Here is a 25,503-nt window from a genome sequence, read left to right as displayed (position 1 = left end):
GGGCTCCCACGGAGCCCGTGCGGCCCGCCCCGGCGGTGTCCGGGCCGGTCAGCCCTTGACCGCACCCATGGTCAGGCCGGAGACCATGCGGCGCTGCACGAAGAGGAAGAAGACCATCACGGGGACGGTCAACAGGGTCGACGCGGCCATGATCGAACCCCACTCGATGGACACCGCGCCGAAGTAGTACTGCAGGGAGATCGGCAGGGTGTAGGCGCCGGTGTTGTTCTGCAGGAACGTGAAGGCGACGAGGAACTCGTTCCACGCGGTGATGAACGCGAAGATGCTCGCGGCGGCCAGGCCGGGTGCGACCAGCGGCATCATGATGCGCCAGAAGATCGTCCACCCGCTGGCGCCGTCGATCGCTGCGGCCTCCTCCAGCTCCTTGGGCACCGCCGACACGAAGTTGCGGATCATCAGGATGGTGATCGGCAGCGAGACCGCGACGTAGATGACGAACACACCGCTCAGGTTGCCGACCAGCTCCAGGTCCAGGGCGTTGCCCAGGTGGAAGAAGTTGATGAACAGCGAGATGATCAGCGCCTCGACCGGGACCATCTGGATCACCAGCAGCATGATGATGAACGCCGAGCGCAGTTTGAACTTGAAGCGGGCCACGGCGATCGCGGCCAGCAGGGCGAGCAGGGCGGTGAAGGCCACCGAGCCCACGGTCACGACGAGGCTGTTGCTGAGGAACGACCAGAAGGAGGTGCCGGGGATGAGCACGCCCGACAGGACCCGCTCGAAGTGCTCGAAGGTGATCTCGCGCGGGAAGAGCGTGGGTTCGCGGGTGAAGATCTCCCCGGTGGGGCGCAGCGCGGTGGCCAGGACCCAGTAGACGGGGAAGACCGCGAAGACGAAGACCGCGAGGGCGGCGAGGTAGGCGCCGGCTCTGCCGAGCAACCTGCGCAGGCGGTACACGTTGTTCATCGGGCCTCCTCCTGGCGGATCATGGCGCGCAGGTAGTAGGCGCTGATCACGAGTACCAGGACGGTCATGATCACGGCGATCGCCGAACCCATGCCGTAGTTGGGCGGGGTCGAGGCGAAGCCCAGTTGGAAGATGTAGGTCGGGATCAGGTGGATGTCCCGGTTGGTGATGCCGCCGGCGAGGATGAACAGCTGGGTGAAGATCCGGAAGTCCCAGATCACCTGCAGGATGAGCAGCAGCGCGAAGAGCGGCCGCAGCATCGGGAAGGTGACGTTCCAGAAGCTGCGCCAGGCGGTGGCGCCGTCGATGCGCGCGGCCTCGTAGAGCTCGTTCGGAATGCTCTTGAGCCCGGCCAGGACACTGATCGCCACGAACGGGAACGACTGCCACACCACGGTGATGACGAGGATCGGGAACAGCGTCTGCGGCGAGTTGAACCAGTTGAACTCGTTCCAGTCCGCGCCCACCAGCCAGGTCGGAAGGCTCTCGAGGATGGTGTTGACCAGCCCGTACCTGGTGTCGAACAGCCAGCGGTAGACGATGGCGGCGCTGATGACCGGCGTGGCCCAGGCCAGCATCAGTCCGAGGCCCAGGGTGGTGGAGGCCCACTTCGGCAGCTTGTGCATCAGGATGCCGACGAGAGTTCCGAGGACCATCGTCAGGACCACCATGGACAGGCAGACGATGATGGTGTTTCGGAAGACCGACCAGAAGCGTTCGTCGGTGAGCACGTAGGCGTAGTGGCCGAAGTTGTTCCAGTCGGCCTCCTGCCCCCGCAGCTGTTGCAGACCGTAGTCGTGCAGCGAGATCCACAGCATCTGGCCGATGGGCCAGAGCAGGACCACGGCCAGCACGGTCAGCGCGGGCAGGATCAGGAGGTAGGGAACGAGCCTGAGGCGTGTTCGGCGCGACAGGCCCGACCTCCGCCCGGGCCGTTCGGCCTCGGGTTCTGTGGGGCGTTCCAGCGTTTGTGTCATGAGCCGTTCCTGGCGGGTTGAGCGGGGGCGGCCGCCGAACGGGCGGCCGCCCCTGGTGCGTGCGTGGCGGACACGCGGTGGTGGCTACTCCTCGTCGCGGTTGAGCGCCTCGGTGAGCTCCTCGTTCAGCTCGGGGAGGACGTCGTCCGCGGACTCACCCTCGGCCAGGCGCTGCACGGCGTTCTGGATGGTGGCCAGTTCCCACTGGACGTGACCCCAGTTGGGGGTGTCCGGGAACAGGCGCAGGTCACCGGTGGCCTGCGTGGCGGCACCGGCCAGGACCGGGTCCTCCTGGAAGGCGTCGCTCTCCAGGACGTCCCCGTAGGTCGGGAACATGGAGGACACCTCGTTGTAGGGGAGCGCGTTCTCCTTGCTGTTCAGCACGGTGATGTAGTCGAACGCGGCCTCGGGGTGCTCGGTGGTGCCCCACACGGCGAGGTCGGAGCCGCCGCCGAAGGCGGGGGCCATGCCGTCCACTCCCGGGATGGGTGCGGTGGCCCACTGGTCCGCGTGCTCGTCGTTGAGGTCCTCGAGCTGGGCGCGGGCCCAGGGGCCGTCGATGAACATGCCGATCTCGCGGTTGACGAAGTCGGCGTGGGCGCAGTCGACCTCGTTGAGGCCGACGCACGGGGCCGGGGAGATGCCGTCGACGGTCAGGCCGGCGTAGAACTCCAGGGCCTCGGTGGTCTCGGGGGAGTCGAGCTGGCCGACCCACTCGTCGCCGTCCTGGGTGGCGAACTCGCCGCCGTTGGCCCAGACGAAGCTGGCGATGCCGTTGAGGAAGTCGGTCGGGGCGGCGAAACCGGGAACGCCGTACTCGTCCTCGATGTCCTCGGAGACCTCGACCAGCTCGTCCCAGGTCTCCGGGGGCTCGTGTCCGAGGTCGCGGAGCCAGTCGGTGTTGTACCAGAGGGCGCGGACGCCGCTGTACCAGGGCACGCTGTACTGGGCGTCGCCGAAGGTACCGTTGGCGTAGGCCCCCTCGAGGAGGTCGTCGCGGTCCTCCCAGTCCCCGACGAACTCGGACACGTCGTAGAGGGCCTCGGCCTCGGCCCAGGTGGGCACCTGGTCGTTGCCGATCTCGACGACGTCGGGGCCGCCCGAGATGATCGCGGTCTGGAAGCGCTGGCTGAACTCGCCCCAGGGGATCCACTGGATGTCGACTTCGGTGTCCGGGTAGAGCTCCTGGTACTGCCCGGTCACCGTGTCCATGAAGGCGTTCTGCTCTTCGCTGGCGTCACCCATGCGCCACACGGTCAGGGTGTCGGGTGCGTCGCCGGAAGTGCTGCTGTCGCCGTCGCCGGAGCCACCGCCGCAGGCGGCCGCGAGCATCACCACGGCCGAGGCCAAAGCGATCTTGGGGAACCTCATGTGAATCCATCTCCCTTCGCACCACGCGCCGGGGCTCGGCGCCTGTGCTCGAAACGACCTGGGATCATGTACAGATACCGGGCGCCTCGACGTCTCTAGTGGGGGGTGTGCTGGGACAGCACTGGTTGTGGCCGCCCCGCCGGCGCGGGTACCGGTGGTCCGGAAGAGCTGTGGACCTGCCGGGACGTGACCTCCTGTGAGGTTGTGAGCTAAATTAACAGGAAACTTTCCTAATAAAAACAGGGTGAGGTGTCACGGTTATGTCTCAACGTCCGGGGACTCCCCGGCTGCTGCGCCAACTCAACGACCGCGCAGCGCTGGAACTCCTACTGTCCGGAGGTCCGCTGACCAGGACCCAACTCGGAACGAGGACGGGCCTGTCCAAGGTGACGGCGTCCCAGCTCCTCTCCCGTCTGGAGGAGCGCGACCTCGTCCGGGTGGTCGGCAGCCAGGCGGGCGGCCGGGGGCCCAACGCCGCCCTCTACGCGGTCGTCCCCGAGAGCGCCTACGTGGCGGTCCTGGACGTCCGGGCGGGGCGCGTCACCGCGACCATCGCCGACATCACCGGCCAGATCATCAGCGACGTCACGGTCGACCCCAGCGCCTCCGACGACCCCGTCGCCCTCGTGCACACCGCGGTGAGGCGTCTGGCCGACGCCGCCGGGGTCCCCCTGGACAAGGTCCGGGCCTGCGTCATCGGCACCCCCGGCGTGGTTGATCCGCGCACCGGCGACATCCGTTTCTCCTTCGACCTCATGTCCTGGCACGAGGGCGTCCTGGAGGCGCTGCGCACCGACCTCAAGCGCTCGGTCATCCTCGAGAACGACGTGAACCTGGCCGCCCTGGCCGAACACTCCGAGGGCGCCGCCAAGGGCGTCGAGGAGTTCGTGCTGATCTGGCTCAGCGCCGCGGGCGGTGTCGGTATGTCCACGATGATCAACGGCCGCATCCACCGGGGCCGCTCCGGCGGCGCGGGCGAGATCGGCTACCTGCCGGTGCCCGGCGCTCCGATGCCGGTCGACGTCGGTCTGTCCGGCGGGTACGAGTCCCTCCAGGACAAGGGCGACCGGGAGCTGCCGCACGGCTTCCAGGCACTGGTCAAGGCCAAGCAGGTGGTCAAGCTCGCCGCCGAGCACGGCATCACCGGAGCCGACGTCACCGAGGTCGTGGCCTCGGCCTCCGCCTGCGACAGCCCCGAGAAGTCCGCCTTCCTCGACGCCTTCGCCGACCGGCTGGCCCGGGGGGTGGCGGCGGTCAGCGTGATCATCGACCCCGGGCTGGTCGTCCTGGGCGGCGACGTCGCCCAGGCGGGCGGCCCCCAACTGGCCGAACGGGTCCAGGCCGCCACCGCGCGCATAGCGCCCAACCGCACCGAGGTGGCGCTCGGGTCGGTCGAGGGCAGCCCGGTCGTGCGGGGAGCGCTCCTGCACGCCCTGGAACACGCCCGCGACGAGGTGTTCTCCTCCACCGTCTGAACCGTGCGGGAGGCACCCGCACAGGCACCGCGCCCCGGCACCCTCACCCGCCGGGGCGCGGCCCTGTGCCCCACCGGGGACGGAAGGCCTCGAGGACACGCTCCCAGGCGCCGGCGGATCAGTCGTTGACGCCGGCTCCGTCGGGGCCGAAGGAGTCGAGGACGCTCTGGAAGTCCTCCTGGTACTCGTCCCGCAGGTCGGCCGGGAAGTTGAAGCTCAACCGGTAGGACATGCCCCGCGTCTCGTCGGTGATCTCCCGGGTGAACATCCACCGGTCCTGGACGTCGCGCTCCTCGTGGTGGAACAGCACCTCGTAGACGGAGCTCTGGAGGCCGCCCCCCATACCCTCGGTGTCCAGGCGCTGCTGCCGGACGTCGCTGAAGTCCTCGTCGCTCCGGAGCAGCTCCTCCATCCGCAGCATGGCGCTCTCGGAGTCGTGGACCAGGAAGTCGTACCGGGTGGCGACCACCGTGGCCGTGCCGGTCTCCACCCCGGTGTCGAAGTCGTACGAGGCCAGCCTGGTGGCCGATTCGCTTCCGCCGCCGGCGTCCCCCTCCCGGACCTCCCAGTCCTTCGGCAGGACGAGCTCCACCACGCCGTCGCCGAAGTGGACGAACCCCTCGGGGGCGTCGTCGGGGAGGTCGGACTCGGAGGGCTCGGGGCTCGGGTCGGAGCTCGGTTCCGGTTCGTCCGAGCCGGCCGTGTCGTCAGCGGCCACCTCGGCCCCGGAGTGGTCGGAGAGCATGTTCGGCAGGGTCAGGCCGACCGCCGCCAGCAGGGCCGCGAGCACGGCGGCGCCGATCCAGAGCGGGGCACGCGACCGTCCGGACGGGGGAGCCGGGGCCACCGGAACGGGCGGCGCGACCGGTCCGGCATGGAGCCGCCCGTGCGGCCCCGAGGGCGGGCGGTGCGGTTCCGGCGAGGGGCGGCTCGGCTCGGGGGCCTCGAGCACGGTCAGCGCCTGCTCCGGGAGCAGGCGCCGGCGGGGGTCCCGTTCCAGGAGCCCGGTCACCACGGAGGCGATCCGGCCGCGGGCGGGTACCGGCGGGACGGGCTGGGTGAGGACGGCGGTGAGGGTCGCGGTGAGCGTGTCCCGTTTGAAGGGCGACTCCCCGGCCAGGGCCGCGAACAGTGTGGCGCCCAGGCTCCACAGGTCCGAGACGGCGCTGGTCCGGTCGCTCTCCAACCGCTCGGGCGCGGCGTAGGCCGCCGTTCCGAGGATGGTCCCCGTTCCGGTCAGCGCCGTCCCCTCGTGGTCGGGCAGGTTGGCGATCCCGAAGTCCGTCAGGACCGGGCGGGCGCCGCCCTCGCTCAGCATGATGTTGGCGGGCTTGACGTCGCGGTGGATCACCCCGGCCCTGTGGGCGGCCCACAGGGCGCTCAGCAGGGGGCGGGCGATCCGCTCCACCTCGGCCTCCGACAGGGGGCCGGAACGCTTCAGCCGATCGCGCAGCGACTCGCCGTCCAGCAGCTCCATGACGATGAACGTGACCCCGTCCGCCTCCAGGACGTCGTGCACGGTCACCACCGACGGATGCGAGACCCGCGCCGCGGCCTGCGCCTCCCGCACCATCCGCGCCCGGGCGCGCTCGCGTTCACGGGGCGGCATGTCGTGGGGGAGGTGGACCTCCTTGACCGCGACCTCCCGGTTCAGCCGGGTGTCGTGCGCGCGCCACACCGTGCCCATGGCACCGCTGCCCAGCTCACCCAGGAACTCGTAGCGACCGACGGACCTGCCAGGGGAGGACCGGGGGCGGCTCTCGGCGGGGTCAGAGGGTTCCGGGGGCTCAGTGGGGACCATGAGCCCATCTTCTCAAACTCTCAAACGCGGACAAACCCGCAGGTGGAACGGTGAACGGGCGGTGTCGCTCGGGTCAGCGGACCGGCAGCGCCCGGACCATCGCGATCCGGGGACGGACCATGATCCCCGCCGCCTCCTCGGCCTGCCACTGCCGTTCCAGGCCGGGACCCCACTTCGCTTCGGGGAGCACGGTGAAACCCCGTTGTTCGTACCAGGGACCGTTCCAGGGCAGGTCCCGGAACGTGGTGAGGGTGACCCGGGCGCGGCCGTCCGCGGCGGCGTCCGCGCAGACCGCCTCCAGGAGGGCACCGCCGAGCCCGCGCCGCCCGTGGCCGGGGTGGACCGCCAGCTGCTCCAGGTGGGTCGCCCCGTCCAGGGTGACGGTCGCGGCCAGCCCGCGCACGTGCCCGTCGGGGACCGCCACCAGTACCCGCTCCACGTGGCCGAGCATCTCCCGCGGGTCGTCCGGCGGGAGCTCGAGCCCGGCCTCCGCGAAGAGCGTGTCGGCGGCCAGTGACACCTCGACGAGTTCGTCGAGGTCCCTCGGTTCCATGGGACGGATCTCCAGCGACACGGCCGCCTCCCGGGTGGTGGTTCACAGGTCGGAGGTCATCCTCGCGGAAAGCGCCCGGCCCGGCCACCGGTTTCACCGGTCCGACCGCTCCTTCAGGACGACGGACTCGAAGACCTCCGGGGGGCCTGACCCGTGGAGGTCTCCCCCTGTCGCGGTAAAGGCGCCCGGCACCTCCTGTGGTCCGGTCGGGGGAGAGGGGAGGACCGGGCCTCGGGGACCGTCTTCAGCAGCGCGAGCGCCCGCTCCACGGTGAGCCTGCGCTCCGGTACCCGGACGAGCAGGCCGCTGACGAGCCTTCCGAGGGAGCCCGGGGCCGGAGGGCCGGGGACGGGTGCGGTCATCACCGCGCTCAGGGTGGAGACGAGGCCGTCCCGGCGGAAGGGCGAGCGGCCGGTGAGCGCCGTGTAGAGGGTCACGCCCAGGCTCCACAGGTCCGAGGCCGGGTCCTCCTCGTCCCGTTCCAGCCGCTCGGGGGCCGTGTACTCGGCGGTGCCCAGTACCGAACCGGTGGCGTGGACGGAGGCGGGACCGCTGTTGAGAATGCCGGCGATCCCGAAGTCCGTGAGGACCGCGCGTTCTCCCCGGTCCGCGAGCACGATGTTGGCCGGTTTGATGTCGCGGTGCACCACGTCCGCCCGGTGCGCGGCCCGGAGCGCCTGGAGCAGCTGCCCGGCCAGCAGGCGCGCCTGTTCCTCGGAGAGGGGCCCGTCCGTGTTGAGCCGCTTCTGGAGGGAGACCCCGTCCAGGAGGGACATGACGATGTAGGGGGTGCCCTCCAGTTCGAGGACGTCGTGGACGGTCACGACGGAGGGGTGGTCGATCCGCGCGGCGGCCTGTGCCTCCCGGGCGGTGCGGGCCCTGGCCTCCTCCCTCGCCTCGGGGGAGAGGTGCTCGGGGAGGTGGACCTCCTTGATGGCGACCTCACGTCCGAGCCGGGGGTCGTAGGCACGCCAGACAGTGCCCATACCGCCGCGCCCGAGGGGGTCGCGCAGCTCGTACCGGTCAAGCGGAGTCCGTGTCATCGCGGGTCTCTCGTGTGTGTGGGGGACACCTAGGCGTATACCCACTTACTCCTCTCGCACGAACCACCGTCACCTGCGCAGGCGCAGCCCCTTCGGAGTGACGTGGAAGCCCGCCGACACCAGGGCGGTGTCCACCGGGGTGCCGAACACCTCCGCGCCGTCGGCGCGTTCCACGGTCAACGACTCCGCCGCACCCGTGCGGACCAGCTCCGCCACCGCGCGGGCGGCCCGCTCCAGCAGGGCCGGAGGGGATCCGAAGGTCAGCACGGACCGCCCGCCCCGGCCCAGGTACAGGGTCAGCCGTCCGCCGTCGACCACGACCAGCGCGCCCGCCGTCCGGCCCGGCCGGTGGGCCACGTCCACCCCCGCGGAACCCGTCGGCCAGGACAGCGCCGTGCCGAACGGGTTGGCGGGGTCCGTGGCGGCCAGCACCACCGGGGGCGCATCCCCTCCGGGCTCCTCGCCGGACAGGGCCCGCAACCGGTCCACCGCGCCCGGCAGGGCGAACTGCGCCCCGCCCAAACCCTCCACGAAGTAGCCGCGGCGGACCTGACCGGCCTCCTCCATCGACCGCAGCACCCGGTACTCGTCCGGCGAGATCCCCCGGCCCTGCTGTCCCTTGAGCAGGAGCCCGTCGCGTTCCAGCCGGGCCTCCACCCGGGCCAGCGTGCGCCGGGTGGGGTCCGGATCGGGCACGGGCAGCGCGGACCAGCGGCCCGCAGCCGTGGGCGGTCCCGACCGTGTGGGCATCACCGGGCGCCGCCTGGCACGGGCGGAGCTCCGGCGCGGGGCGGGACCGGCACCCAGCACCGCGCGCAGCGGGGTCAGGGTGTCGTTGGTGACGCACCCCGCCCACACCAGCTCCCACACGGCCGCCACCAGGTCGGCGTCGGAGACCGCGGCCCCGCCCAGGGTTCGGGCCACACGGTCGGCGATGTCCCGGAAGAACAGCGCCCCGCCCTCCCGCAGCACCTCCAGGACGGTGGCCGCCGGCGAACCCTCCTCCGGGGCGTGGGGTTCGGGGAGCAGCAGCGGCGCCTCGTCCGCGGGCACCAGCGTCAACCAGCCGTCCCCGCCCGGCAGCGCCGCCGCTCCGGCCCACACGACCTCACCGGCCTGGGTGAGCGCGTCCAGCCCGGCCGGGGAGTACTCCTCCACACGGGCGGGCAGGACCGTCGACTCCAGCGCGGAGGCCGCCAGGGGCGCGCCCCGCAACGACTCCACCGCCTCGAACACCGCGTCCGGGCCGCGCAGCCGCGCACCGGGAACGGCCCGCTGCCACAGCGGCGCGAACCGGGCCAGGGCGGCCGGACCGACCGGCTCGACCTCACGCCGCAGCCGGGCGACCGAGCCACGCCGCAGCCGGCGCAGCACGTCGTCGTCGCACCACTCGGTGCCCGTCCCGCCGGGACGGAACCCGCCCCGCGCCACCCTGCCGCGCCCGGACAGCTCCCGCAGGGCGCCCTCCACCACGTCCCGGTCCAGCCCCAGCCGCTCGGCGGCCTCCGCCGAAGTGAACGGCCCGTGCGTGCGCGCGTACCGGGACACCAGGTCCACCACGGGGGAACCCACCGGCTCCAGGAACACCTCCGGGACCCCGGGCGGCGGCTCGGCGCCCAGGGCGTCCCGCAGCCGCGCCACGTCTTCCACCGCACACCAGCGGTCGGCCCCGGCCACCCGCATCCGGACCGCGCGCCCGGCGCCCTCCAGCTCGGACAGCCACTCCCGGCGCGCACCTCGCCCAGCCGCCTCCTCCGTGGTCAGCGGGCCCACCTCCCGCAGCAGGTCGGCGGCGCCCTCCGGGTCCTTCACCGGAGCGGCGACCCGCTGCAGCAGCGCGTCGGTGCGCGCCACCACCTCCGGGTCCAGCAGCTCCCTCAGGTCGGCGCTGCCCAGCAGGTCGGCCAGCAGCGACGGGTCCAGGGTGAGCGCCTGCGCCCGCAGCTCGGCGGCCGGGGCGTCACCCTCGTACAGGAACGCCGCCGTGTACTCCATCAGCAGCGACCGGGCGAACGGCGAGGCCTGCCGGGTCTCCACCTCCACCACCCGGACCCGCCGCGCCCGCACGTCGGTGAGCACCTCCGCCAGAGCGGGCACGTCGAACACGTCCCGCAGGCACTCGCGCACCGTCTCCAGCACGATCGGGAACGACCCGTACCGGCCCGCCACCGCCAACAGGTGCTGGGAGCGCAGCCGCTGCTGCCACAGCGGCATCCGCCGGTCCGGGCGCTGGCGGGGCAGCAGCAGCGCCCGGGCCGCGCACTCGCGGAACCGGGACGCGAACAGCGCCGACCCGGTGAGTTCGTCGGTGACCAGCGCCTCCACGGTCTCCGGGTCCAGTGACACCAGGTCGGCCAGCTCGCCCGCACGGCCGGCCCCGTCCAGTTCCACGTCCGGAAGGCGCAGGACGATCCCGTCGTCGCCGTGCACCACCTGACCGTCCGCGCCGAACCTCTCGCGCATCCGCCCGGCGATGGCCAGCGCCCACGGCGCGTGCACCCGGGCGCCCAGCGGTGAGTGCACCACCGCCCGCCAGTCGCCCACCTGGTCGCGGAAGCGTTCGATCACCACCGTGCGGTCGTCGGGCACGCTCCCGGTGGCCTCCCGCTGGTCGGCCACGTACTCCACGAGGTTGTCGGCGGCCCAGTCGTCCAGCCCCGCCGCGGCAGCCAGCTCACGGCCCCCGGCCCGGTCCCGGGCGGCCAGCTCGCGGGTCATCGCACCCACCGCGCGGCCCAGTTCGGCGGGGCGGCCGAGCGCGTCCGCCTTCCAGAACGGCATCCGGCCCGGCCGCCCCGGCGCCGGGGAGACCATCACCCGGTCCGCGGTGATCGCCTCGATCCGCCACGAGGTCGAACCCAGCACGAACACGTCGCCCACCCGCGACTCGTACACCATCTCCTCGTCCAGCTCCCCGACCCGCGTGGGCGCCCTGCCTCCGGTCTCCGAGGCCAGGTGCACCCCGTACAGGCCGCGGTCCGGGATGGTGCCGCCGCTGATCACCGCCAGCCGCTGGGCGCCCGGTCGGGCGCGCAGCACGTCGGCGTCGCGGTCCCACACCACACGCGGGCGCAGCTCGGCGAACTCGTCCGAGGGGTAGCGGCCCGACAGCATGTCCAGCACCGATTCCAGGACCGAGTCGGCCAGGTCGGAGAACGGGGCCGCGCGCCGCACCAGCGCGGCGAGTTCGGACACGGGCCAGTCGTCCATCGCCACCATGGCCACGACCTGCTGTGCCAGCACGTCCAAGGGGTTGTGCGGCATCTCCAGCCGCTCGATCCCGCCCGCGCGCATCCGCTCGGTGACCACGGTGGTCGCCAGCAGGTCGCCCCGGTACTGGGGCAGGAACACCCCGCGCGAGGTCTCGCCCACCTGGTGGCCCGCACGGCCGACCCGCTGGAGCCCGCTGGCCACCGACGGGGGAGAGGCCACCTGGACCACCAGGTCCACCGCGCCCATGTCCACACCCAGCTCCAGGCTGGAGGTGGCCACCACGCACCGCAGCCGCCCCGCCTTCAGGTCGTCCTCGATCAGCGCCCGCTCGGCCTTGGAGACGGATCCGTGGTGGGCGCGCGCGATCACCGGCGTGCCGCCCCGGCTCTGTTCGGACTGGCCGATGACCTGAGCGGCGACCTCCTCGCCGGGGAGCCCGCCGTCGAGGCGTTCTGCGTACAGGTCGTTGAGGCGGGCACAGAGTTTCTCGGCGGTGCGGCGGCCGTTGGTGAACACGATGGTGGAGCGGTGCGTCTCGACCAGTTCCAGCACCCGGCGCTCCACGTGCGGCCACACCGAGCCCCGGCTCACGGTGTTGCCCGCGCGCGGGTCCGGGGGGAGGCCCTCGGCGGTCGCGGGCGGACTCCCCGGTTCGTCCAGGTCCGGGACCGGGGCCTCCACCCGCAGCTCCATGTGCGGGGTGTCCGGCGGTGCGACGATCGTGGCGCTTCGGGACCCGCTCGCGCCGGTGCCGTTCGGGCCGGTGCCGTTCGGGCCGGTGCCGCTCGGGCCGGTGCCGCTCGGAGCGGTGCCGCTCAGATACGCGGCGACGGTCTCGCGCGGGCGCACGGTGGCGGACAGGCCGATCCGCTGGGCGGGGCGGTCCAGCAGCGCCGACAGCCGTTCCAGGCTCAGCGCCAGGTGCGCGCCGCGCTTGGTCCCGGCCAGGGCGTGCACCTCGTCGACGATGACCGTCTCCACCCCCGACAGCCCCTCGCGTGCCTTGGAGGTCAGGACCAGGAAGAGGGACTCGGGGGTGGTGATGAGGACGTCCGGCGGGCGGGTGGCCATCCGGCGCCGCTCCTGGGCGGGGGTGTCGCCGGTGCGCACGCCCACGGTGACGGGGGACAGCACCTCGCCCGTGGACCCGGCCGCCGCGGCGATCCCGGCCAGGGGCCGGCGGAGGTTGCGCTCCACGTCGACGGCCAGGGCCTTGAGCGGTGACACGTACAGGACCCGGCAGCGCTTCGAGCGGTCCTCGGGGACGGGCGCGTGGGTGAGCCGGTCCAGCGACCACAGGAAGGCGGACAGGGTCTTGCCGGATCCGGTCGGCGCCACCACCAGGGTGTCGTCGCCGGCCGCGACCGCACGCCAGGCCTCGGTCTGGGCCGCTGTGGGGCCGTGGGGGAAGGCCTGCTCGAACCAGGCCCGGGTCGCCGTTCCGAAGGGTGCCAGGGGATCGGTCGCTCCGCTCATCCCGCCAGTCTGCCCAAGGGGTCCGACAGTTCAGGGGAGGACACCCGCAGGGCCGGGACCGGGGAAGAGACGGAGGAGGGAGCCGGGGAAGGCCGGGGGAGGGCCGGGGGAGGGCCGGGGGAAATCCGTCCTGTGGACAAGTCTCCGGAGGATGCTCCGGTCGCCCATACTGGGGCCGATGAGACTCACAGCTTTCTGGAACAACATGCACGCCCAGTTCGGGGAGGGCTACGCGCACAGCCTGGCCAAGGACTTCGTCATCGACGATCTCGGCTCCCGCACGGTCAGTCAGGCGCTGGCGGACGGGATCTCGCCGAAGGAGGTGTGGCGGGCCGTGTGTGACGCGTTCGACCTTCCCGCCTCCGCCCGCTGACCTCGGACGGGCCGCACACACGGAAAAAGCGAGACGGCCGGGACTCACACCGGATTTCGAACATGAGTTCGGGTAGTCTGGGCCCGTAGCGGACCGGCGTCGAACGTCGCGATTGTCGTAGCGACCGCGTAGCGTCATTCGCATCATGAAGAAGAAGGCATCTACCCAACATCAGGGGAATCCCGTGGCATCAGGAGACCGAGACAAGGCTCTCGAGACAGCGCTCGCGCAGATCGAGCGGCAGTTCGGCAAGGGCTCCGTCATGCGTCTGGGGGACGACGAGCGTCCGCCGATCGAGGCGATCCCCACCGGCGCCATCGCCCTGGACGTCGCCCTCGGCATCGGCGGTCTGCCCAAGGGCCGGGTCGTGGAGATCTACGGACCCGAGTCCAGCGGTAAGACCACCGTCGCCCTGCACGCCGTGGCCAGTGCGCAGAAGATGGGCGGCATCGCCGCCTTCGTGGACGCCGAGCACGCGCTCGACCCCGTGTACGCCAAGAAGATCGGCGTCGACACCGACAACCTCCTCCTCTCACAGCCGGACACCGGTGAGCAGGCGCTGGAGATCGTCGACATGCTCATCCGCTCGGGTGCCGTCTCCATCATCGTGATCGACTCCGTGGCGGCCCTGGTGCCCCGCGCCGAGATCGAGGGCGAGATGGGCGACAGCCACGTCGGCCTCCAGGCCCGGCTCATGTCCCAGGCGCTGCGCAAGATCGCCGGTGCCCTGAGCACCACCGGCACCACCGCGATCTTCATCAACCAGCTCCGCGAGAAGGTCGGCGTCATGTTCGGCTCGCCGGAGACCACCACCGGCGGCAAGGCGCTGAAGTTCTACGCCTCGGTCCGCCTGGACGTGCGCCGCATCGAGACGCTCAAGGACGGCACCGACGCGGTCGGCAACCGCACCCGCGTCAAGGTCGTGAAGAACAAGGTCGCGCCGCCCTTCAAGCAGGCGGAGTTCGACATCCTCTACGGTGTCGGCGTCTCCCTCGAGGGCAGCCTCATCGACCTGGGCGTCGAGCACGCCATCGTGCGCAAGTCGGGTGCCTGGTACACCTACGACGGCACCCAGCTCGGCCAGGGCAAGGAGAACGCGCGCAACTTCCTGCGCGAGAACGTCGACGTGGCCAAGGAGATCGAGAAGAAGATCAAGGAGAAGCTGGGCATCCCCGGTTCGGGTGATGACAGCGCCTCCGGTTCCGCCAAGGCCGACTCCGCCAAGGCCGACCCCGCCAAGGTCGACCCGGCCAAGGACGCCAAGGCCGAGGAGGCCAAGGCCACCGCCAAGCGGGCCGCGGCCAAGACCACGAAGGCCGCCACTCCGGATGCGTGAGCGGCGCTGGTCTTCTGACCGCACCGGAACGGCCGAGGCCGGCCCGGTGAGCGCCGACGAGGAAACCCCTCCGGGCGGGGCCGCCCCGCCCGGAGAGGACCCCGGGAAGGAGCGGATCGAGGACCGGGGGGACCTGGAGAACAAGGCCAGGAACCTGGTCCTGCGGATGCTCACCCACTCCCCGCGCACACGTGCCCAGCTGGAGCGCTCCCTGCACCGCCGGGAGTACCCGGACGAGGTGGTGGAAGCGGTCCTCAACGGCCTCGACGAGGCCGGGCTGATCGACGACGCCGCCTTCGCCCAGGCCTGGGTCTCCTCCCGGCAGTACAGCCGACACCTGTCCCGCCGGGCCCTGACGCAGGAACTCCGTACCCGGGGCGTGGAGGAGGAGACCGTCCGCGAAGCGGTCTCCGAGGTCAGCGACGAGGACGAGCAGGACGGCGCCCGCGCCCTGGCCCGCAAGAGCCTGCGGAGCAGCCGTACCAAGGAGAAGGAAGCCCGGATCCGCCGCGCCCTGGGCGTCCTCGGACGCAAGGGCTACCCCGGCGGTCTCTCCTACCGGATCGTCCGCGAGGAGCTCGAACAGGAAGGCCTCGAAGCCGACCCGGACGACCCCGGACTCTGACCGCGTCCTGTCCGGACGCCCTCAGCGAGGGCCGGGCGTCCGGCGAGCGGCCCGCAGCCGGCCCGTGCGGTAGCCGCGGGCGGGGCCGGCCCGTTTCCTCCTGCCGGTGCCGGAGGCATCGGACACCACCGGGCCGGTCAGGGGCGTGCCCAGCGGTTCGGGAGCCCGACCACGCTTCGTCCCCTTCCTCGCAGGTGGGAAAGCCCGTCGCCCCGGGGCGGCAGGCCCCGATCACTCCTTCTCCGCCGCCGCCTTCTCCGTCAGGCCCGGGTCCACCGGCTCACCGGTCCCCGCGGTCACACCGGACACCGGGGTGATGTCGGGAAGCTGCTCGGCGACGGGAAGGTCGTCCTCCGGTGCCGCGGCGCGCGGTGCGGGGGGCTCCGTGGTGAGCTCCAGCGGGGCCACGTCCGGTTCGAAGCCGAACACCCCCGCGTAGAAGGCCAGTTCCGCCTCAAGAGAGCGCACCCGCGCCTCCTCGGTGCGGAAGCCGTGCGCCTCACCCTCGAACTCCAGCAGCGCGTACGGCACCTGGCGCTCACTGAGCGCCGTCGCCATCCGGGACGCCTGGTCCGGGGTGACCACCTTGTCGTCCAGCCCTTGGAGCAGCAGCACGGGGACGTCGATCTCGCCGATCCGGTTGATCGGGGACCGCTCCCGGTAGGTCTCCACGAAGCCCGGCAGCGACCCGACCAGGGTGTCCAGGAAACGCGACTCGAAGTCGTGTGTGGTCTCGACCAGCCCCAGCAGGTCGGCCACGCCGAAGTACGACACCCCGCAGGCGAAGGTGTCCCCGGTCAGAGCCAGCAGCGCGGTGAGGCCGCCCGCGCTCGGACCGCGGACGGCCAGGCGCTCGGGGTCGGCCAGACCCTGCTCGACCAGGGCCCGGGCCGCGGCGGTGCAGTCCTCGACGTCCACCGCGCCCCACTCCTTGTGCAGGCGCTTGCGGTAGGAGCGCCCGTAGCCCGTGGAACCGCCGTAGTCCACGTCCACCACACCGATCCCGCGGCTGGTGAAGTAGGCCTTGACCAGGTCCAGTGAGCGCAGGGACTGGCCCACCGGGCCGCCGTGCGCCCACACCACGTACGGCGCGGGCCCGTCGGAGGAGAACCCGGGATTGGTGGGCGGGTACACGTTGGCGTGCACCGTGGCCCCGTAGCGGCCCGGCAGCGTCTCCGTCCGGGGCACCGGCAGGTAGGCGGGGTCCACGGGATCCGCCATGGACCGCTGGAGCACCTCCACGGTGCGACGGACCGGGTCCAGCCGCACCAGGCATCCGGCGGTGTCGGCCGAGGCCGCGATCGCCACCACGCTCGTCCCGTCCGAGTCCAGGTGCGACCACGAGGTCAGCTCGGTGGCGACCGGTTCCAGGTCCAGGGTGTCGGGGTCGTACACGCTCGGCCGCATCGCGGTGTCGCCGTGCAGGGTCACGAGCTTCCCCGAGTCCAGCACGCGGAAACAGCGTTCGCCCAGTCGCCACGGCGGGGAGTGGAACTCCTCCTCGGCCGGGTACAGGGCGATCGCCTGGCCCTTCAGCCCCGCCTGGTAGAGGTTCCAGAAACCGGGCCAGTCCGAGGCCAGGTACAGGGTGGAGTCGTCCGCCCAGACGGGGGCGAGCACGGACTCGTCCACACCGCCCTTGAGCGTGTACTCCCCGGCCAGACCGGTCTCGGTCAGCTCACCCACCCGCAGTTCGGTGCCGTCCCAGGGCATCCTCGGGTGGTTCCACCGCACGTAGGCCAGGCGGGTCCCGTCCGGGGAGACGGTGGGGGAGGCGTAGAAGTGCGCGCCCGACACCAGCTCCCGGATCGCGGCCGGGTCCTCGGCGCCCCGCCCGGAGAGCGGGACCGCCACGATCGAACGGCGCACGGTGCCGTCGACGTGCTGCTCGCGCACGCACAGCAGCTGTCGGCCGTCGGTGCCGAGAGCGGGGTCGGCGTAGCGCAGCGCACCGGCCGAGGTGGGTTCGGGAGTGAGGGGGACGGGTTCCTTCGCGCCGCGTTCCAGCAGGTAGAGGCGCTGGTCCGAGGCGCTGGCGAAGACCACGCCCACACGGGGGATGGCCTTGTCATCACGGCGGGGGACCGGGAGGTAGGAGCGGCCACCGTACTCGTGCACCCTCGTGCCCACGCTCCAGGGGGCGGGCAGCAGGTCGTGCACGGTGCCGTCCGCGTCCCGCCGCACGAGCGTCGTTCGGCCCTCCTCGGCCGGTCGGTACTCCTCCCACCAGACCTCGTCGCCCAGAACGGAGGGGTACGCCATCTGGCGCACGCCTCGGGCTACGTCACCGGCGCTGATGGGTGATGGCCAGGAGCCGTGGGGGCTCGACAGTTCAGACATGTCCCGCTCAGGATGGGTCGTGGGTGTGATCAGATGACATGTCGACCTTAGTGCTCCGTAGCCTTCGTGTGCAGTCTTGATCGGCCCGCCTGTGGACGAACTCCGGCACCGTCACACAGGCCGACGGCCCCGCGGAGCGCACTCGGAGTGCGTCCACGGGGCCGCCAGGGGACTGCTGCGGGGTTCGGCCGCTAGGTGCTGCTGCCTCCGTCGGAACCGGATCCGCTGTCGGAACCGGATCCGCCGTCACCGGGCTCGGGGTCGTCACCGGCCTCGGGACGGGGCTCCTCGTCGGACCGGGTGTCGGTGAGCGTGTCACCGACGATCGGCTCGGCCGCCGTGCCGCTGGGGGTGGGGACGGGCAGGCCACCGGTGACACCGTCCACCGCGGTGGGCGCACCGCCCGCGGCGGTGGCCTTGGCGGAGGGCCTGCCGCGTCGGGCGTTGCGGCGCTCCAGCCAGATCGCGATCCGGCTCAGTGACAGGTTGATGAGGATGTAGATGACGGCGCAGATGATCGCCGCCGGGATCACGTTGCTCTCCCGGGTCGCCACCAGCGTGAAGCTGCGCAGCAGCTCCGGGAAGGCGATGATGTAGCCGAGCGCGGAGTCCTTGAGCAGGACCACCAGCTGCGCCACGATCGCGGGCATCATCGACGTGACGGCCTGCGGGATGAGGATCGTCCACATCGTCTGGGTCCTGCTCATGCCGATGGCCTGGGCGGCCTCGCTCTGGCCCTTGGGCACGGCCAGGATGCCGGCACGGAAGACCTCGGCCAGCACCGACCCGTTGTACAGGGTCAGGCCGGTGACGACCGCGACGAGCGCGGTCACCTGGAAGGTGCCGGTCGGGATGTCGAAGAGCTGCCAGGCGACGATGGGCAGCGCCATGGTGAAGAAGATCAGCATCAGCAGCGGGATGCCGCGGAAGAACTCCACGACGGCCCCGGAGGGGATGCGGATCCACCAGCGTTCGGACAGGCGGCCGATACCGAAGACCAACCCGAACAGGATCGCCAGCACCGACGCCGTCAGCGCCGCGGTCAGCGTGTTCTGCAGACCGGGGATGACGTATCCGGTCCACGTCTCGGGTCGCAGGAACGGTTCCCACTTGTCGGCCGCCCACTGGCCCGCCGGGTTGACCGCCCAGGTCTGGGCGGAGAACAGCGGTGACTCCCGGTCGCTGAGGGTCCGGTTGAACCCCAGGTACAGGATGGCCAGGCCGATCAGGGCCAGAAAGACGGTGAGGACCGTGTAGAGGGCGTTGCGCAGCCGGGCCTTGGGGCCGGGGACGTCGAAGAGAACAGCCTGGGCGCTCATCGGACCACCGCCACGCGCTTGGACAGCCAGCCGAAGAAGTAACCCATCGGCAGGGTCAGGATCAGGAACCCGATCGCGAACCCGACGAAGGTCGGCAGGACCGGGGCGATGCCCTGGTCGAACATGAGCTTCATCTCCCGGGACGCCTCCTGGACGCCCAGCCCGGCGACGGAGGCGACGGTGGTGTTCTTGGTGAGCGCGATGAGCACACTGCCCAGCGGACCCACGACGGTGCGCAGCGCCTGCGGGATGACGATCAGGCGCAGGTTCTGGGTGAAGGTCAGGCCCAGCGACCGGGCCGCTTCGACCTGGCCCAGGGGGATGGTGTTGATGCCGGAGCGCAAGGACTCGGACACGAAGCAGGCGGTGTAGGCGGACAGGCCGATCACCCCCCACCAGAACACGTCGAGCGCGACACTGTCGGCCAGGCTCAGCCCCAGGGCGCTGTTGAGGCCCAGGCCGCAGAACAGCAGCACCAGGGTCAGCGGCGTGTTCCGGATGCCTTCGACGTAGGCGGTGGACAGCCCGCGCAGCAGCGGTACGGGTGAGACCCGCATGGCGGTGAGCAGGATGCCCAGGATGAACGAGAAGAAGGCGCTGAACAGGGTGAGCCGGACGGTCCATGAGAAACCGTCGACGACCCTGTCGATATTGCTGAGAAAGGCTTCCATGGGTCCCAGCCGGTCAAGGATCGGAAGGTGGGGCCGGGTGGTCCCGGCCCCACCTTCCGATCGGGGTCAGATGACGGTTTTAGGCGCAGTCCGCGAGCTCGGGGGCGGACTCCTCGTAGGCGAAGTCGGTCTCACCGAAGGCGGACTCGAGGTACTCGGTGGCCGAGCCGTCCTCCCACATCTTCGTGATGGCCGCGTTGATCTCCTCGCAGCGCTCGGTGGAGTCGGCGGGCAGGCCGACACCGTACTGCTCCTCACCGAACGGGTTGTTGACCATCCGGAAGTCGTCCGGGTTCTGGGCGGCGAAGCCGGCCAGGATGGTGTTGTCGGTGGTCACCGCGTCGACGGTGCCGTTGTTGAGCAGCTCCAGGCACTCGGAGTAGTTGCCCGCCTCGCGCAGCTCGGCGTCGATCTCCATGTCCTCGGTGATGTTGTTCGCCGAGCGGGAGCCGGAGGCCGAACACAGGACCTTGCCCTCGAGGTCCTCGGGGCTGTTGATGTCGGTGTTGTCGGCCTGGGTCAGGATGTCCTGCTGGGCGACGTAGTACGGGCCGGCGAAGTCGACGACCTCGCGGCGCTCGTCGGTGATGGAGTAGGTCGCCGCGATCATGTCCACGGTGCCCTGCTGGAGGAAGGACTCGCGGTTGGCGGAGGCGGCCTCGGTCCACTCGATCTGGTCGGCGGAGTAGCCGAGCTCCTCGGCGATGTAGGTGGCGACGTCGACGTCGAAGCCGACGGGGGTGCCGCCCTCGTCCAGACCCAGGCCCGGCTGGTCGTACTTGACACCGATGGTGATGGTGTCGCCGCCGCCGTCGCCGTTGTCGTCGCCGCTTCCGGTGTCACCGACGTCAGCGGTGCCGCAGGCGGTCAGGGCCAGAGCCAGGACGGCGGCGCCGCCCAGAACGGAGTTGATACGACGGGCTCGCATGTGGGTACCTCTTCCTTTTACGTGCGAAGAACTCGGAGATCTCTGAGATCTCGGGGGAACCTAGTGGGTCAGGATCTTGGACAGGAAGTCCTTGGCCCGGTCCGAGCTCGGGTTGGTGAAGAACTCGTCGGGGGTGTTCTCCTCGACGATCTGGCCGTCGGCCATGAAGACGACCCGGTTGGCGGCACGGCGGGCGAAGCCCATCTCGTGCGTGACCACGACCATGGTCATGCCCTCACTGGCGAGGTCGGTCATGACGTCGAGGACCTCCTGGACCATCTCGGGGTCCAGGGCCGAGGTCGGCTCGTCGAACAGGAGCACCTTCGGGTTCATCGCCAGGGCACGGGCGATGGCCACGCGCTGCTGCTGGCCACCCGAGAGCTGGGCGGGGTACTTGTGGGCCTGGTTGCCGATCTGGACCCGGTCGAGAAGTTCCATACCCCGGGCCTCGGCGTCCGCCTTCGACTGACGGAGCACCTTGAGCGGGCCCAGCGTCACGTTCTGCAGCACGGTCTTGTGCGCGAAGAGGTTGAAGGACTGGAACACCATGCCGACGTCGCTGCGCAGCTTGGCGAGGCCGCGGCCCTCGGCAGGGAGGGGCTGGCCGTCCAGGGTGATGGAGCCGGAGTCGATCGTCTCAAGCCGGTTGATCGTGCGGCACAGCGTCGACTTACCGGACCCGGACGGGCCGATGACGACTACCACCTCGCCGGAGTTAACCGTCAGATCGATGTCGCGGAGCACGTGCAGGTCGCCGAAATGCTTGTTGACGTTCTCCAGCACGACGAGAGGAGTTGAGGTCATGCATCGGAACCTAATGGGTCCATGTTGCCGTGTCATCACGAAAACGCCGCTTGACCCTGGAGTAGCAGACTTGTTACGGCGTGATCCCCGAAAATGTTATGGGGTTCGGAGCATAAGTCTGCGTTCGTTGCACCGAGTGGCGGCCTCGTGCTTCAGAGTCTCACGCGCGACACTCCGTGACTTCCGCAGGCCCCCTGTTCGACGAGGTGTCCCGGGTAGACCCAGATCAGGCCACGAGTCCGGGACCGGCCACCGGAGCGGCGAACCGAGAGGGGTCACGGAGCGTCCTCCCCGGTAGGAACCCACCCCTCCGCTCCCGGAGCTCCCCATGACGGCTGGACCACCCGGCGGTCCGCGCCCCTCCAGCCCCGGCCCCCCTGTTCCCGACGGCCGTCCGGTCGCGGAGGACCCCCTCCTGGCCGCATCCGGACGCGTGACCGGTACCGGCCAGAGGGCCGCCGGTGGGAGACGCGGTCGGCGCCGGGACGATCCGGATCGGAGTCCGGTTCGGCGGGACCGGCCTGGAACACCCGGAGCGGCCGCCGCAGGGCGTCCTGGGCGCCGCGGCGGAGCGGATAGCCTGGGAGGGTGAGCCAGAGTCGTACCTACCAAGTGCGGACCTACGGCTGCCAGATGAACGTCCACGACTCCGAGCGCCTCTCCGGTCTGCTGGAGGACGCTGGGTACGCTCGCGCAGCTGAGGACACCACCGCAGACATCGTCGTCTTCAACACCTGTGCGGTCCGTGAGAACGCGGACAACCGCCTCTACGGCAACCTCGGGCACCTGCGCCCGGTCAAGGACGCCAACCCCGGCATGCAGATCGCCGTGGGCGGCTGCCTCGCCCAGAAGGACCGCGGCGAGATCGTGCGCCGCGCCCCCTGGGTCGACGTCGTGTTCGGCACCCACAACATCGGCTCCCTGCCGACGCTGCTGGAGCGCGCCCGCGTCCAGCGCGAGGCGCAGGTCGAGATCGCCGAGGCGCTGGAGCACTTCCCGTCCACCCTGCCCAGCCGCCGCGAGTCCGCGTACGCGGCCTGGGTGTCGATCTCGGTCGGCTGCAACAACACCTGCACCTTCTGCATCGTGCCCGCGCTGCGCGGCAAGGAGAAGGACCGGCGCCCCGGCGACGTGCTCGCCGAGGTCCGCGCCCTGGTCGAGGAGGGCGTCACCGAGGTGACGCTGCTCGGCCAGAACGTCAACGCCTACGGCAGCGAGTTCGGCGACCGCCAGGCCTTCTCCAAGCTGCTGCGCGCCTGCGGCGAGATCGAGGGGCTGGAGCGGGTCCGCTTCACCTCCCCGCACCCGCGCGACTTCACCGACGACGTCATCGAGGCCATGGCCGAGACGCCCAACGTCATGCCGCAGCTGCACATGCCGTTGCAGTCGGGGTCCAGCAAGGTGCTCAAGGACATGCGCCGCTCCTACCGCCAGGAGCGCTTCCTCGGCATCGTGGAGAAGGTGCGCGCGGCGATGCCGCAGGCCGCCATCACCACGGACATCATCGTGGGCTTCCCCGGTGAGACCGAGGAGGACTTCGAGCAGACCCTGCACGTGGTCCGCGAGTCCCGGTTCTCGATGGCCTTCACCTTCCAGTACTCCAAGCGCCCCGGCACCCCTGCCGCCACCATGGACGACCAGGTGCCACCGGAGGTCGTCAAGGAGCGCTACCAGCGACTGGTGGAGCTCCAGGACCAGATCTCCTGGGAGGAGAACCAGAAGCTGGTCGGCCGCGAGGTCGAGCTGATGGTCTCCGAGGGCGAGGGCAAGAAGGACGGCGCGCACCGCCGCCTGTCCGGCCGCGCCCCCGACAACCGCCTCGTGCACTTCGCCGTGGGGGACTCCGAGCCGCGCCCGGGCGACATGGTCACCGTCGAGGTCACCTACGCCGCCCCGCACCACCTGGTCGCCGACTCCGGGGTGCGGAACCTGCGCCGCACCCGCGCCGGTGACGCCTGGGACGCCCGTCAGGGCAAGCCGGTCCAGATCAGCAAGCCCGACGTTCTGCTGGGCATGCCGAAGATCGGTGCTCCGGCGGAGGAGCCCGCGCCCGTGGGCGGCTGCTGCGACGCCTGACCCGGACACGACCTCCGAAGGCCCCCGCCCCTGACCGGTTCAGGAGCGGGGGCCTTCGTGTGCCCGAGCGGGGGAGGTGGCGCCGCGACCCTTTCTCGGAGCCAACCGGATCCCAGCGGCTACCGGGTCCGGTGTTTTGGGGCTACCCCAGGCGTACGTACAGGTCGTCGAAGCGGTTGAAGGCGATGTTGGGCTGGCGTACCGCCGGCCGCGCGGGGTCCAGCGCGAGGTCGGGGAAGGCCGACAGCAGCGAACCGAAGGCCACCTGACCCTCCAACCGGGCCAGGGCCGCACCCAGGCAGTAGTGCAGTCCGTGCCCGAAGGCCACGTGGGCCTCTCCGGGTTTCCCCTGGTGCCGTGTGAGGTCGAGCCGAGCCGGGTCGGTGTGGACCCGCGGGTCGTGGTTGGCCCCCGCGACCATCGCGATGACCGCCTCCCCGCGGCGGACCGCCCCGGTGGTCAGCTCCATGTCCTCCGACGCGTACCGCATCCTGGTCTGGAAGATCGGACCGCACCAGCGCAGCAGTTCGTGGACGGCCGAGGGCAACAGCTCCGGGTCACCCTTGAGCAGTGCCAACTGGTCGGGGTGGGTGAGCAGGGCGTGGGTGCCGTTGCCGATGAGGTTGGCGGTGGTCTCGTGCCCGGCGACGACCAGCGTGACGATCATGGTGATCAGCTCGTTCTCCGACAGGCGGTCGCCGTCGTCGTCGCTGATCCGTACCAGGTCGTCCAGGAGGTCGCCGTGTTCACGTGCGCGGTGGGCGGCGATCAGCTTGCGCGAGGACTCCGCCATTCCCTGGAGGGCTCCGTTGAGCAGGTCCGGCCGTCCCAGATCGAACGAGGTCAGGCTGTGGCCCCAGGCCTGCCAGGGGCCGCGTTCGGATTCCGGTACCCCCACGAGGTCGCAGATGACCTGGATGGGCAGCGGGTAGGCGAAGTGCCGCAGCAGGTCGACGGAGCCGTTCTCGGCGTGCCCGGGAAGCTCGGCCAGGAGCCGGTCGGTGATGGCCTGGACGTTGGGACGCATCGCCTGGACCCGGCGTGCGGTGAAGGCTCGGGTGACCAGTTTGCGCAGGCGTACGTGGTCGACGCCGTCCTGGTCCAGGATCCCCTGGGTGGCGTGGACGATCATCTCGGGTTCCAGACCCATGTGGTGCAGCAGTTCGGCGCGGGACAGCGCGTTCGTCCCGCCCTCGACGTTGGCGGCGTTCATGAGGAACCGCTTGTCGCCCAGGATCGTGCGGACGTCGGTGTCGTCGACGAACAGCCGTGTCTCGGCACCGCCCATCGAAGCCGGGGCCGAGCCCCCGGAGGCGCGGACGCTCTCCAGGATCTCGGGCAGGGTCGCGGCCGCCTCGGGTGTGGCCAGATCGGGAAGGACAGGAGTGCTCATGTCCCCTCCTAAGGGGAGGTCAGCGGGTGGCTGGGAGGTACTCCGCCAGGACGTCGCGGGCCGTGGCCAGCAGGGCGTCGAACAGGGGGAGGACCTCGTCACGGGCCGCGAGCAGGGCCTCAGGGCTCGCGGGTGACTCCAGGGCGCGGTGCACGGTTTCGGCCAGGATGTCCGCCCGTGTCGCGGAGTCCGGAAGCGGATAGGACTGCAGTTCGAGCAGTGGCGGTGTGGCCAGCGCCCCCAGCACGCTGGAGACGAACACGTAGTTCTGCTGCTCCGCCGTGCGCTCGTCGCGCAGCAGGCCGTGGCCCCGCAGCAGTTCGGTGTAGGCGAGCATCACTCGCGCGCGTCCCTCGATCAGGTCGCCCCGGGTCTCGTTGACGGCGGTGATCATCGAGCCGAGGGTGCTGGTGTCGCTGGTGAGCAGTGCTTTGAGGATCGGCCACCGTTCCTGGGCGAGGTGGATCTCCCGGGCGATCGAACTGGGCAGGATCGCCCGCGGATCCTCCCGGAAGCGTTCGAGCAGGTGGTTTCCGACCTCCAGTTGGGTCCGCACCAACACGACGCTGAACAGCGCTTCCTTGGTGGGGAAGTGCAGGTAGACGGTGCCCTTGCCGACACCGGCCCGCCGGGCCACGTCCTCGATGGTGATCTTGGTGTACCCCCAGGCGACGAGCAGGTCCCCGGCCGCGTCCAGGATGCGCGCGGCACGCTTGGCGCGTTCGGCCTCCCGAGCCGTTCTGGGACCGCTCCTCGTCGTCATGGTGACTCCTCGCCGGATGGTTTCTGACTTCGTGAC

General features: G+C 71.0%; 19 protein-coding genes. 5 read left to right on the top strand and 14 right to left on the bottom strand.

Annotated elements, in window-relative coordinates; all coding sequences use genetic code 11:
• Positions 1 to 48 precede the first annotated feature (48 nt).
• The 3 genes from D458_RS0114865 to D458_RS0114855 form a co-directional block, all read right to left on the bottom strand.
• Positions 49 to 930: a carbohydrate ABC transporter permease gene (locus D458_RS0114865; protein WP_017587545.1), complete on the bottom strand. Its 882-nt coding sequence runs from the start codon at positions 928 to 930 to the stop codon at positions 49 to 51.
• Positions 927 to 1,907 (bottom strand): carbohydrate ABC transporter permease, encoded by a 981-nt coding sequence (locus tag D458_RS0114860; protein ID WP_017587544.1) that lies wholly within the window; start codon positions 1,905 to 1,907, stop codon positions 927 to 929. Before D458_RS0114860 ends, D458_RS0114865 begins: the two co-directional genes overlap by 4 nt.
• Positions 1,908 to 1,991: 84 nt before the next feature.
• A complete protein-coding gene (locus D458_RS0114855; protein WP_017587543.1) occupies positions 1,992 to 3,278 on the bottom strand; it encodes an extracellular solute-binding protein in 1,287 nt (428 codons plus the stop codon).
• A 260-nt stretch (positions 3,279 to 3,538) separates the two neighbouring features.
• Here D458_RS0114855 and D458_RS0114850 point away from each other — a divergent pair, with 260 nt between their 5' ends.
• Positions 3,539 to 4,753, top strand: a complete 1,215-nt coding sequence (locus tag D458_RS0114850; protein ID WP_026119318.1) for an ROK family transcriptional regulator — start codon at positions 3,539 to 3,541, stop codon at positions 4,751 to 4,753.
• A gap of 118 nt (positions 4,754 to 4,871) precedes the next feature.
• Here D458_RS0114850 and D458_RS34860 read toward each other — a convergent pair whose 3' ends face one another.
• The 4 genes from D458_RS34860 to D458_RS0114830 all read right to left on the bottom strand — a co-directional run bounded on the left by D458_RS34860 (position 4,872) and on the right by D458_RS0114830 (position 12,839).
• Positions 4,872 to 6,554 (bottom strand): serine/threonine-protein kinase, encoded by a 1,683-nt coding sequence (locus D458_RS34860; RefSeq protein ID WP_051049676.1) that lies wholly within the window; start codon positions 6,552 to 6,554, stop codon positions 4,872 to 4,874.
• Between the two features lie 73 nt (positions 6,555 to 6,627).
• Positions 6,628 to 7,107 carry a GNAT family N-acetyltransferase gene (locus D458_RS0114840; RefSeq protein ID WP_026119317.1) on the bottom strand — a complete coding sequence of 160 codons (480 nt, stop codon included), beginning with the start codon at positions 7,105 to 7,107 and terminating at the stop codon, positions 6,628 to 6,630.
• A gap of 113 nt (positions 7,108 to 7,220) precedes the next feature.
• A complete protein-coding gene (locus D458_RS0114835; protein ID WP_017587540.1) occupies positions 7,221 to 8,150 on the bottom strand; it encodes a serine/threonine-protein kinase in 930 nt (309 codons plus the stop codon).
• A 69-nt stretch (positions 8,151 to 8,219) separates the two neighbouring features.
• Positions 8,220 to 12,839, bottom strand: a complete 4,620-nt coding sequence (locus D458_RS0114830) for a DEAD/DEAH box helicase (protein ID WP_017587539.1) — start codon at positions 12,837 to 12,839, stop codon at positions 8,220 to 8,222.
• A 178-nt stretch (positions 12,840 to 13,017) separates the two neighbouring features.
• Here D458_RS0114830 and D458_RS0114825 point away from each other — a divergent pair, with 178 nt between their 5' ends.
• From D458_RS0114825 to D458_RS0114815, 3 genes are all read left to right on the top strand, one after another.
• The gene (locus D458_RS0114825; protein ID WP_026119316.1) at positions 13,018 to 13,212 is read left to right on the top strand and encodes a DUF3046 domain-containing protein; all 195 of its coding nucleotides are present in this window, start codon (positions 13,018 to 13,020) and stop codon (positions 13,210 to 13,212) included.
• 184 nt (positions 13,213 to 13,396) lie between these two features.
• Positions 13,397 to 14,548 carry a recombinase RecA gene (recA, locus tag D458_RS0114820; protein ID WP_017587537.1) on the top strand — a complete coding sequence of 384 codons (1,152 nt, stop codon included), beginning with the start codon at positions 13,397 to 13,399 and terminating at the stop codon, positions 14,546 to 14,548.
• Positions 14,541 to 15,173, top strand: coding sequence for a regulatory protein RecX (locus D458_RS0114815; protein ID WP_017587536.1), 633 nt, complete (start codon positions 14,541 to 14,543; stop codon positions 15,171 to 15,173). The genes recA and D458_RS0114815 overlap by 8 nt, the downstream gene beginning before the upstream one ends.
• Before the next feature lie 231 nt (positions 15,174 to 15,404).
• Here the strand turns inward: D458_RS0114815 and D458_RS33535 are convergent, their stop codons facing one another.
• From D458_RS33535 to D458_RS0114790, 5 genes are all read right to left on the bottom strand, one after another.
• Positions 15,405 to 17,435, bottom strand: a complete 2,031-nt coding sequence (locus tag D458_RS33535) for a S9 family peptidase (protein WP_017587535.1) — start codon at positions 17,433 to 17,435, stop codon at positions 15,405 to 15,407.
• 269 nt (positions 17,436 to 17,704) lie between these two features.
• Complete coding sequence (locus tag D458_RS0114805) at positions 17,705 to 18,832, bottom strand: amino acid ABC transporter permease (protein ID WP_017587534.1); 1,128 nt, start codon at positions 18,830 to 18,832, stop codon at positions 17,705 to 17,707.
• Positions 18,829 to 19,503, bottom strand: a complete 675-nt coding sequence (locus tag D458_RS0114800; protein WP_017587533.1) for an amino acid ABC transporter permease — start codon at positions 19,501 to 19,503, stop codon at positions 18,829 to 18,831. Before D458_RS0114800 ends, D458_RS0114805 begins: the two co-directional genes overlap by 4 nt.
• Positions 19,504 to 19,582: 79 nt before the next feature.
• A complete protein-coding gene (locus D458_RS0114795) occupies positions 19,583 to 20,431 on the bottom strand; it encodes a glutamate ABC transporter substrate-binding protein (RefSeq protein ID WP_017587532.1) in 849 nt (282 codons plus the stop codon).
• A 60-nt stretch (positions 20,432 to 20,491) separates the two neighbouring features.
• Positions 20,492 to 21,235, bottom strand: coding sequence for an amino acid ABC transporter ATP-binding protein (locus tag D458_RS0114790; RefSeq protein WP_026119315.1), 744 nt, complete (start codon positions 21,233 to 21,235; stop codon positions 20,492 to 20,494).
• A 612-nt stretch (positions 21,236 to 21,847) separates the two neighbouring features.
• Here D458_RS0114790 and miaB point away from each other — a divergent pair.
• On the top strand, positions 21,848 to 23,311 hold the full coding sequence (gene miaB / locus D458_RS0114785; protein WP_017587530.1) for a tRNA (N6-isopentenyl adenosine(37)-C2)-methylthiotransferase MiaB: 1,464 nt from the start codon (positions 21,848 to 21,850) through the stop codon (positions 23,309 to 23,311).
• Between the two features lie 142 nt (positions 23,312 to 23,453).
• Here the strand turns inward: miaB and D458_RS0114780 are convergent, their stop codons facing one another.
• Together D458_RS0114780 and D458_RS33530 are read right to left on the bottom strand one after the other, a co-directional pair.
• Complete coding sequence (locus D458_RS0114780) at positions 23,454 to 24,704, bottom strand: cytochrome P450 family protein (protein WP_017587529.1); 1,251 nt, start codon at positions 24,702 to 24,704, stop codon at positions 23,454 to 23,456.
• A 19-nt stretch (positions 24,705 to 24,723) separates the two neighbouring features.
• Positions 24,724 to 25,467 carry a TetR/AcrR family transcriptional regulator gene (locus D458_RS33530; RefSeq protein ID WP_017587528.1) on the bottom strand — a complete coding sequence of 248 codons (744 nt, stop codon included), beginning with the start codon at positions 25,465 to 25,467 and terminating at the stop codon, positions 24,724 to 24,726.
• Positions 25,468 to 25,503 lie beyond the last annotated feature (36 nt).

The sequence above is a fragment of the Nocardiopsis ganjiahuensis DSM 45031 genome (genome assembly GCF_000341085.1).
In the GTDB taxonomy this organism is placed as follows: domain Bacteria; phylum Actinomycetota; class Actinomycetes; order Streptosporangiales; family Streptosporangiaceae; genus Nocardiopsis; species Nocardiopsis ganjiahuensis.
Note: the sequence above shows the minus strand (reverse complement) of the source record. Positions and strands in the feature narration are given on the sequence as shown.

Bases quoted from the DNA above. Each gene is read 5' to 3' on its own strand.
- D458_RS34860 (WP_051049676.1), bottom strand. From the start codon at position 6,554: ATGGTCCCCACTGAGCCCCCGGAACCCTCTGACCCCGCCGAGAGCCGC.
- D458_RS0114815 (WP_017587536.1), top strand. From the start codon at position 14,541: ATGCGTGAGCGGCGCTGGTCTTCTGACCGCACCGGAACGGCCGAGGCC.
- D458_RS0114865 (WP_017587545.1), bottom strand. From the start codon at position 930: ATGAACAACGTGTACCGCCTGCGCAGGTTGCTCGGCAGAGCCGGCGCC.
- D458_RS0114795 (WP_017587532.1), bottom strand. From the start codon at position 20,431: ATGCGAGCCCGTCGTATCAACTCCGTTCTGGGCGGCGCCGCCGTCCTG.
- D458_RS0114835 (WP_017587540.1), bottom strand. From the start codon at position 8,150: ATGACACGGACTCCGCTTGACCGGTACGAGCTGCGCGACCCCCTCGGG.
- D458_RS0114855 (WP_017587543.1), bottom strand. From the start codon at position 3,278: ATGAGGTTCCCCAAGATCGCTTTGGCCTCGGCCGTGGTGATGCTCGCG.
- D458_RS0114840 (WP_026119317.1), bottom strand. From the start codon at position 7,107: ATGGAACCGAGGGACCTCGACGAACTCGTCGAGGTGTCACTGGCCGCC.
- D458_RS0114805 (WP_017587534.1), bottom strand. From the start codon at position 18,832: ATGAGCGCCCAGGCTGTTCTCTTCGACGTCCCCGGCCCCAAGGCCCGG.
- D458_RS33535 (WP_017587535.1), bottom strand. From the start codon at position 17,435: ATGGCGTACCCCTCCGTTCTGGGCGACGAGGTCTGGTGGGAGGAGTAC.
- D458_RS0114825 (WP_026119316.1), top strand. From the start codon at position 13,018: ATGAGACTCACAGCTTTCTGGAACAACATGCACGCCCAGTTCGGGGAG.
- D458_RS0114800 (WP_017587533.1), bottom strand. From the start codon at position 19,503: ATGGAAGCCTTTCTCAGCAATATCGACAGGGTCGTCGACGGTTTCTCA.
- D458_RS0114780 (WP_017587529.1), bottom strand. From the start codon at position 24,704: ATGAGCACTCCTGTCCTTCCCGATCTGGCCACACCCGAGGCGGCCGCG.
- D458_RS0114850 (WP_026119318.1), top strand. From the start codon at position 3,539: ATGTCTCAACGTCCGGGGACTCCCCGGCTGCTGCGCCAACTCAACGAC.
- D458_RS0114790 (WP_026119315.1), bottom strand. From the start codon at position 21,235: ATGACCTCAACTCCTCTCGTCGTGCTGGAGAACGTCAACAAGCATTTC.
- D458_RS0114830 (WP_017587539.1), bottom strand. From the start codon at position 12,839: ATGAGCGGAGCGACCGATCCCCTGGCACCCTTCGGAACGGCGACCCGG.
- D458_RS33530 (WP_017587528.1), bottom strand. From the start codon at position 25,467: ATGACGACGAGGAGCGGTCCCAGAACGGCTCGGGAGGCCGAACGCGCC.
- D458_RS0114860 (WP_017587544.1), bottom strand. From the start codon at position 1,907: ATGACACAAACGCTGGAACGCCCCACAGAACCCGAGGCCGAACGGCCC.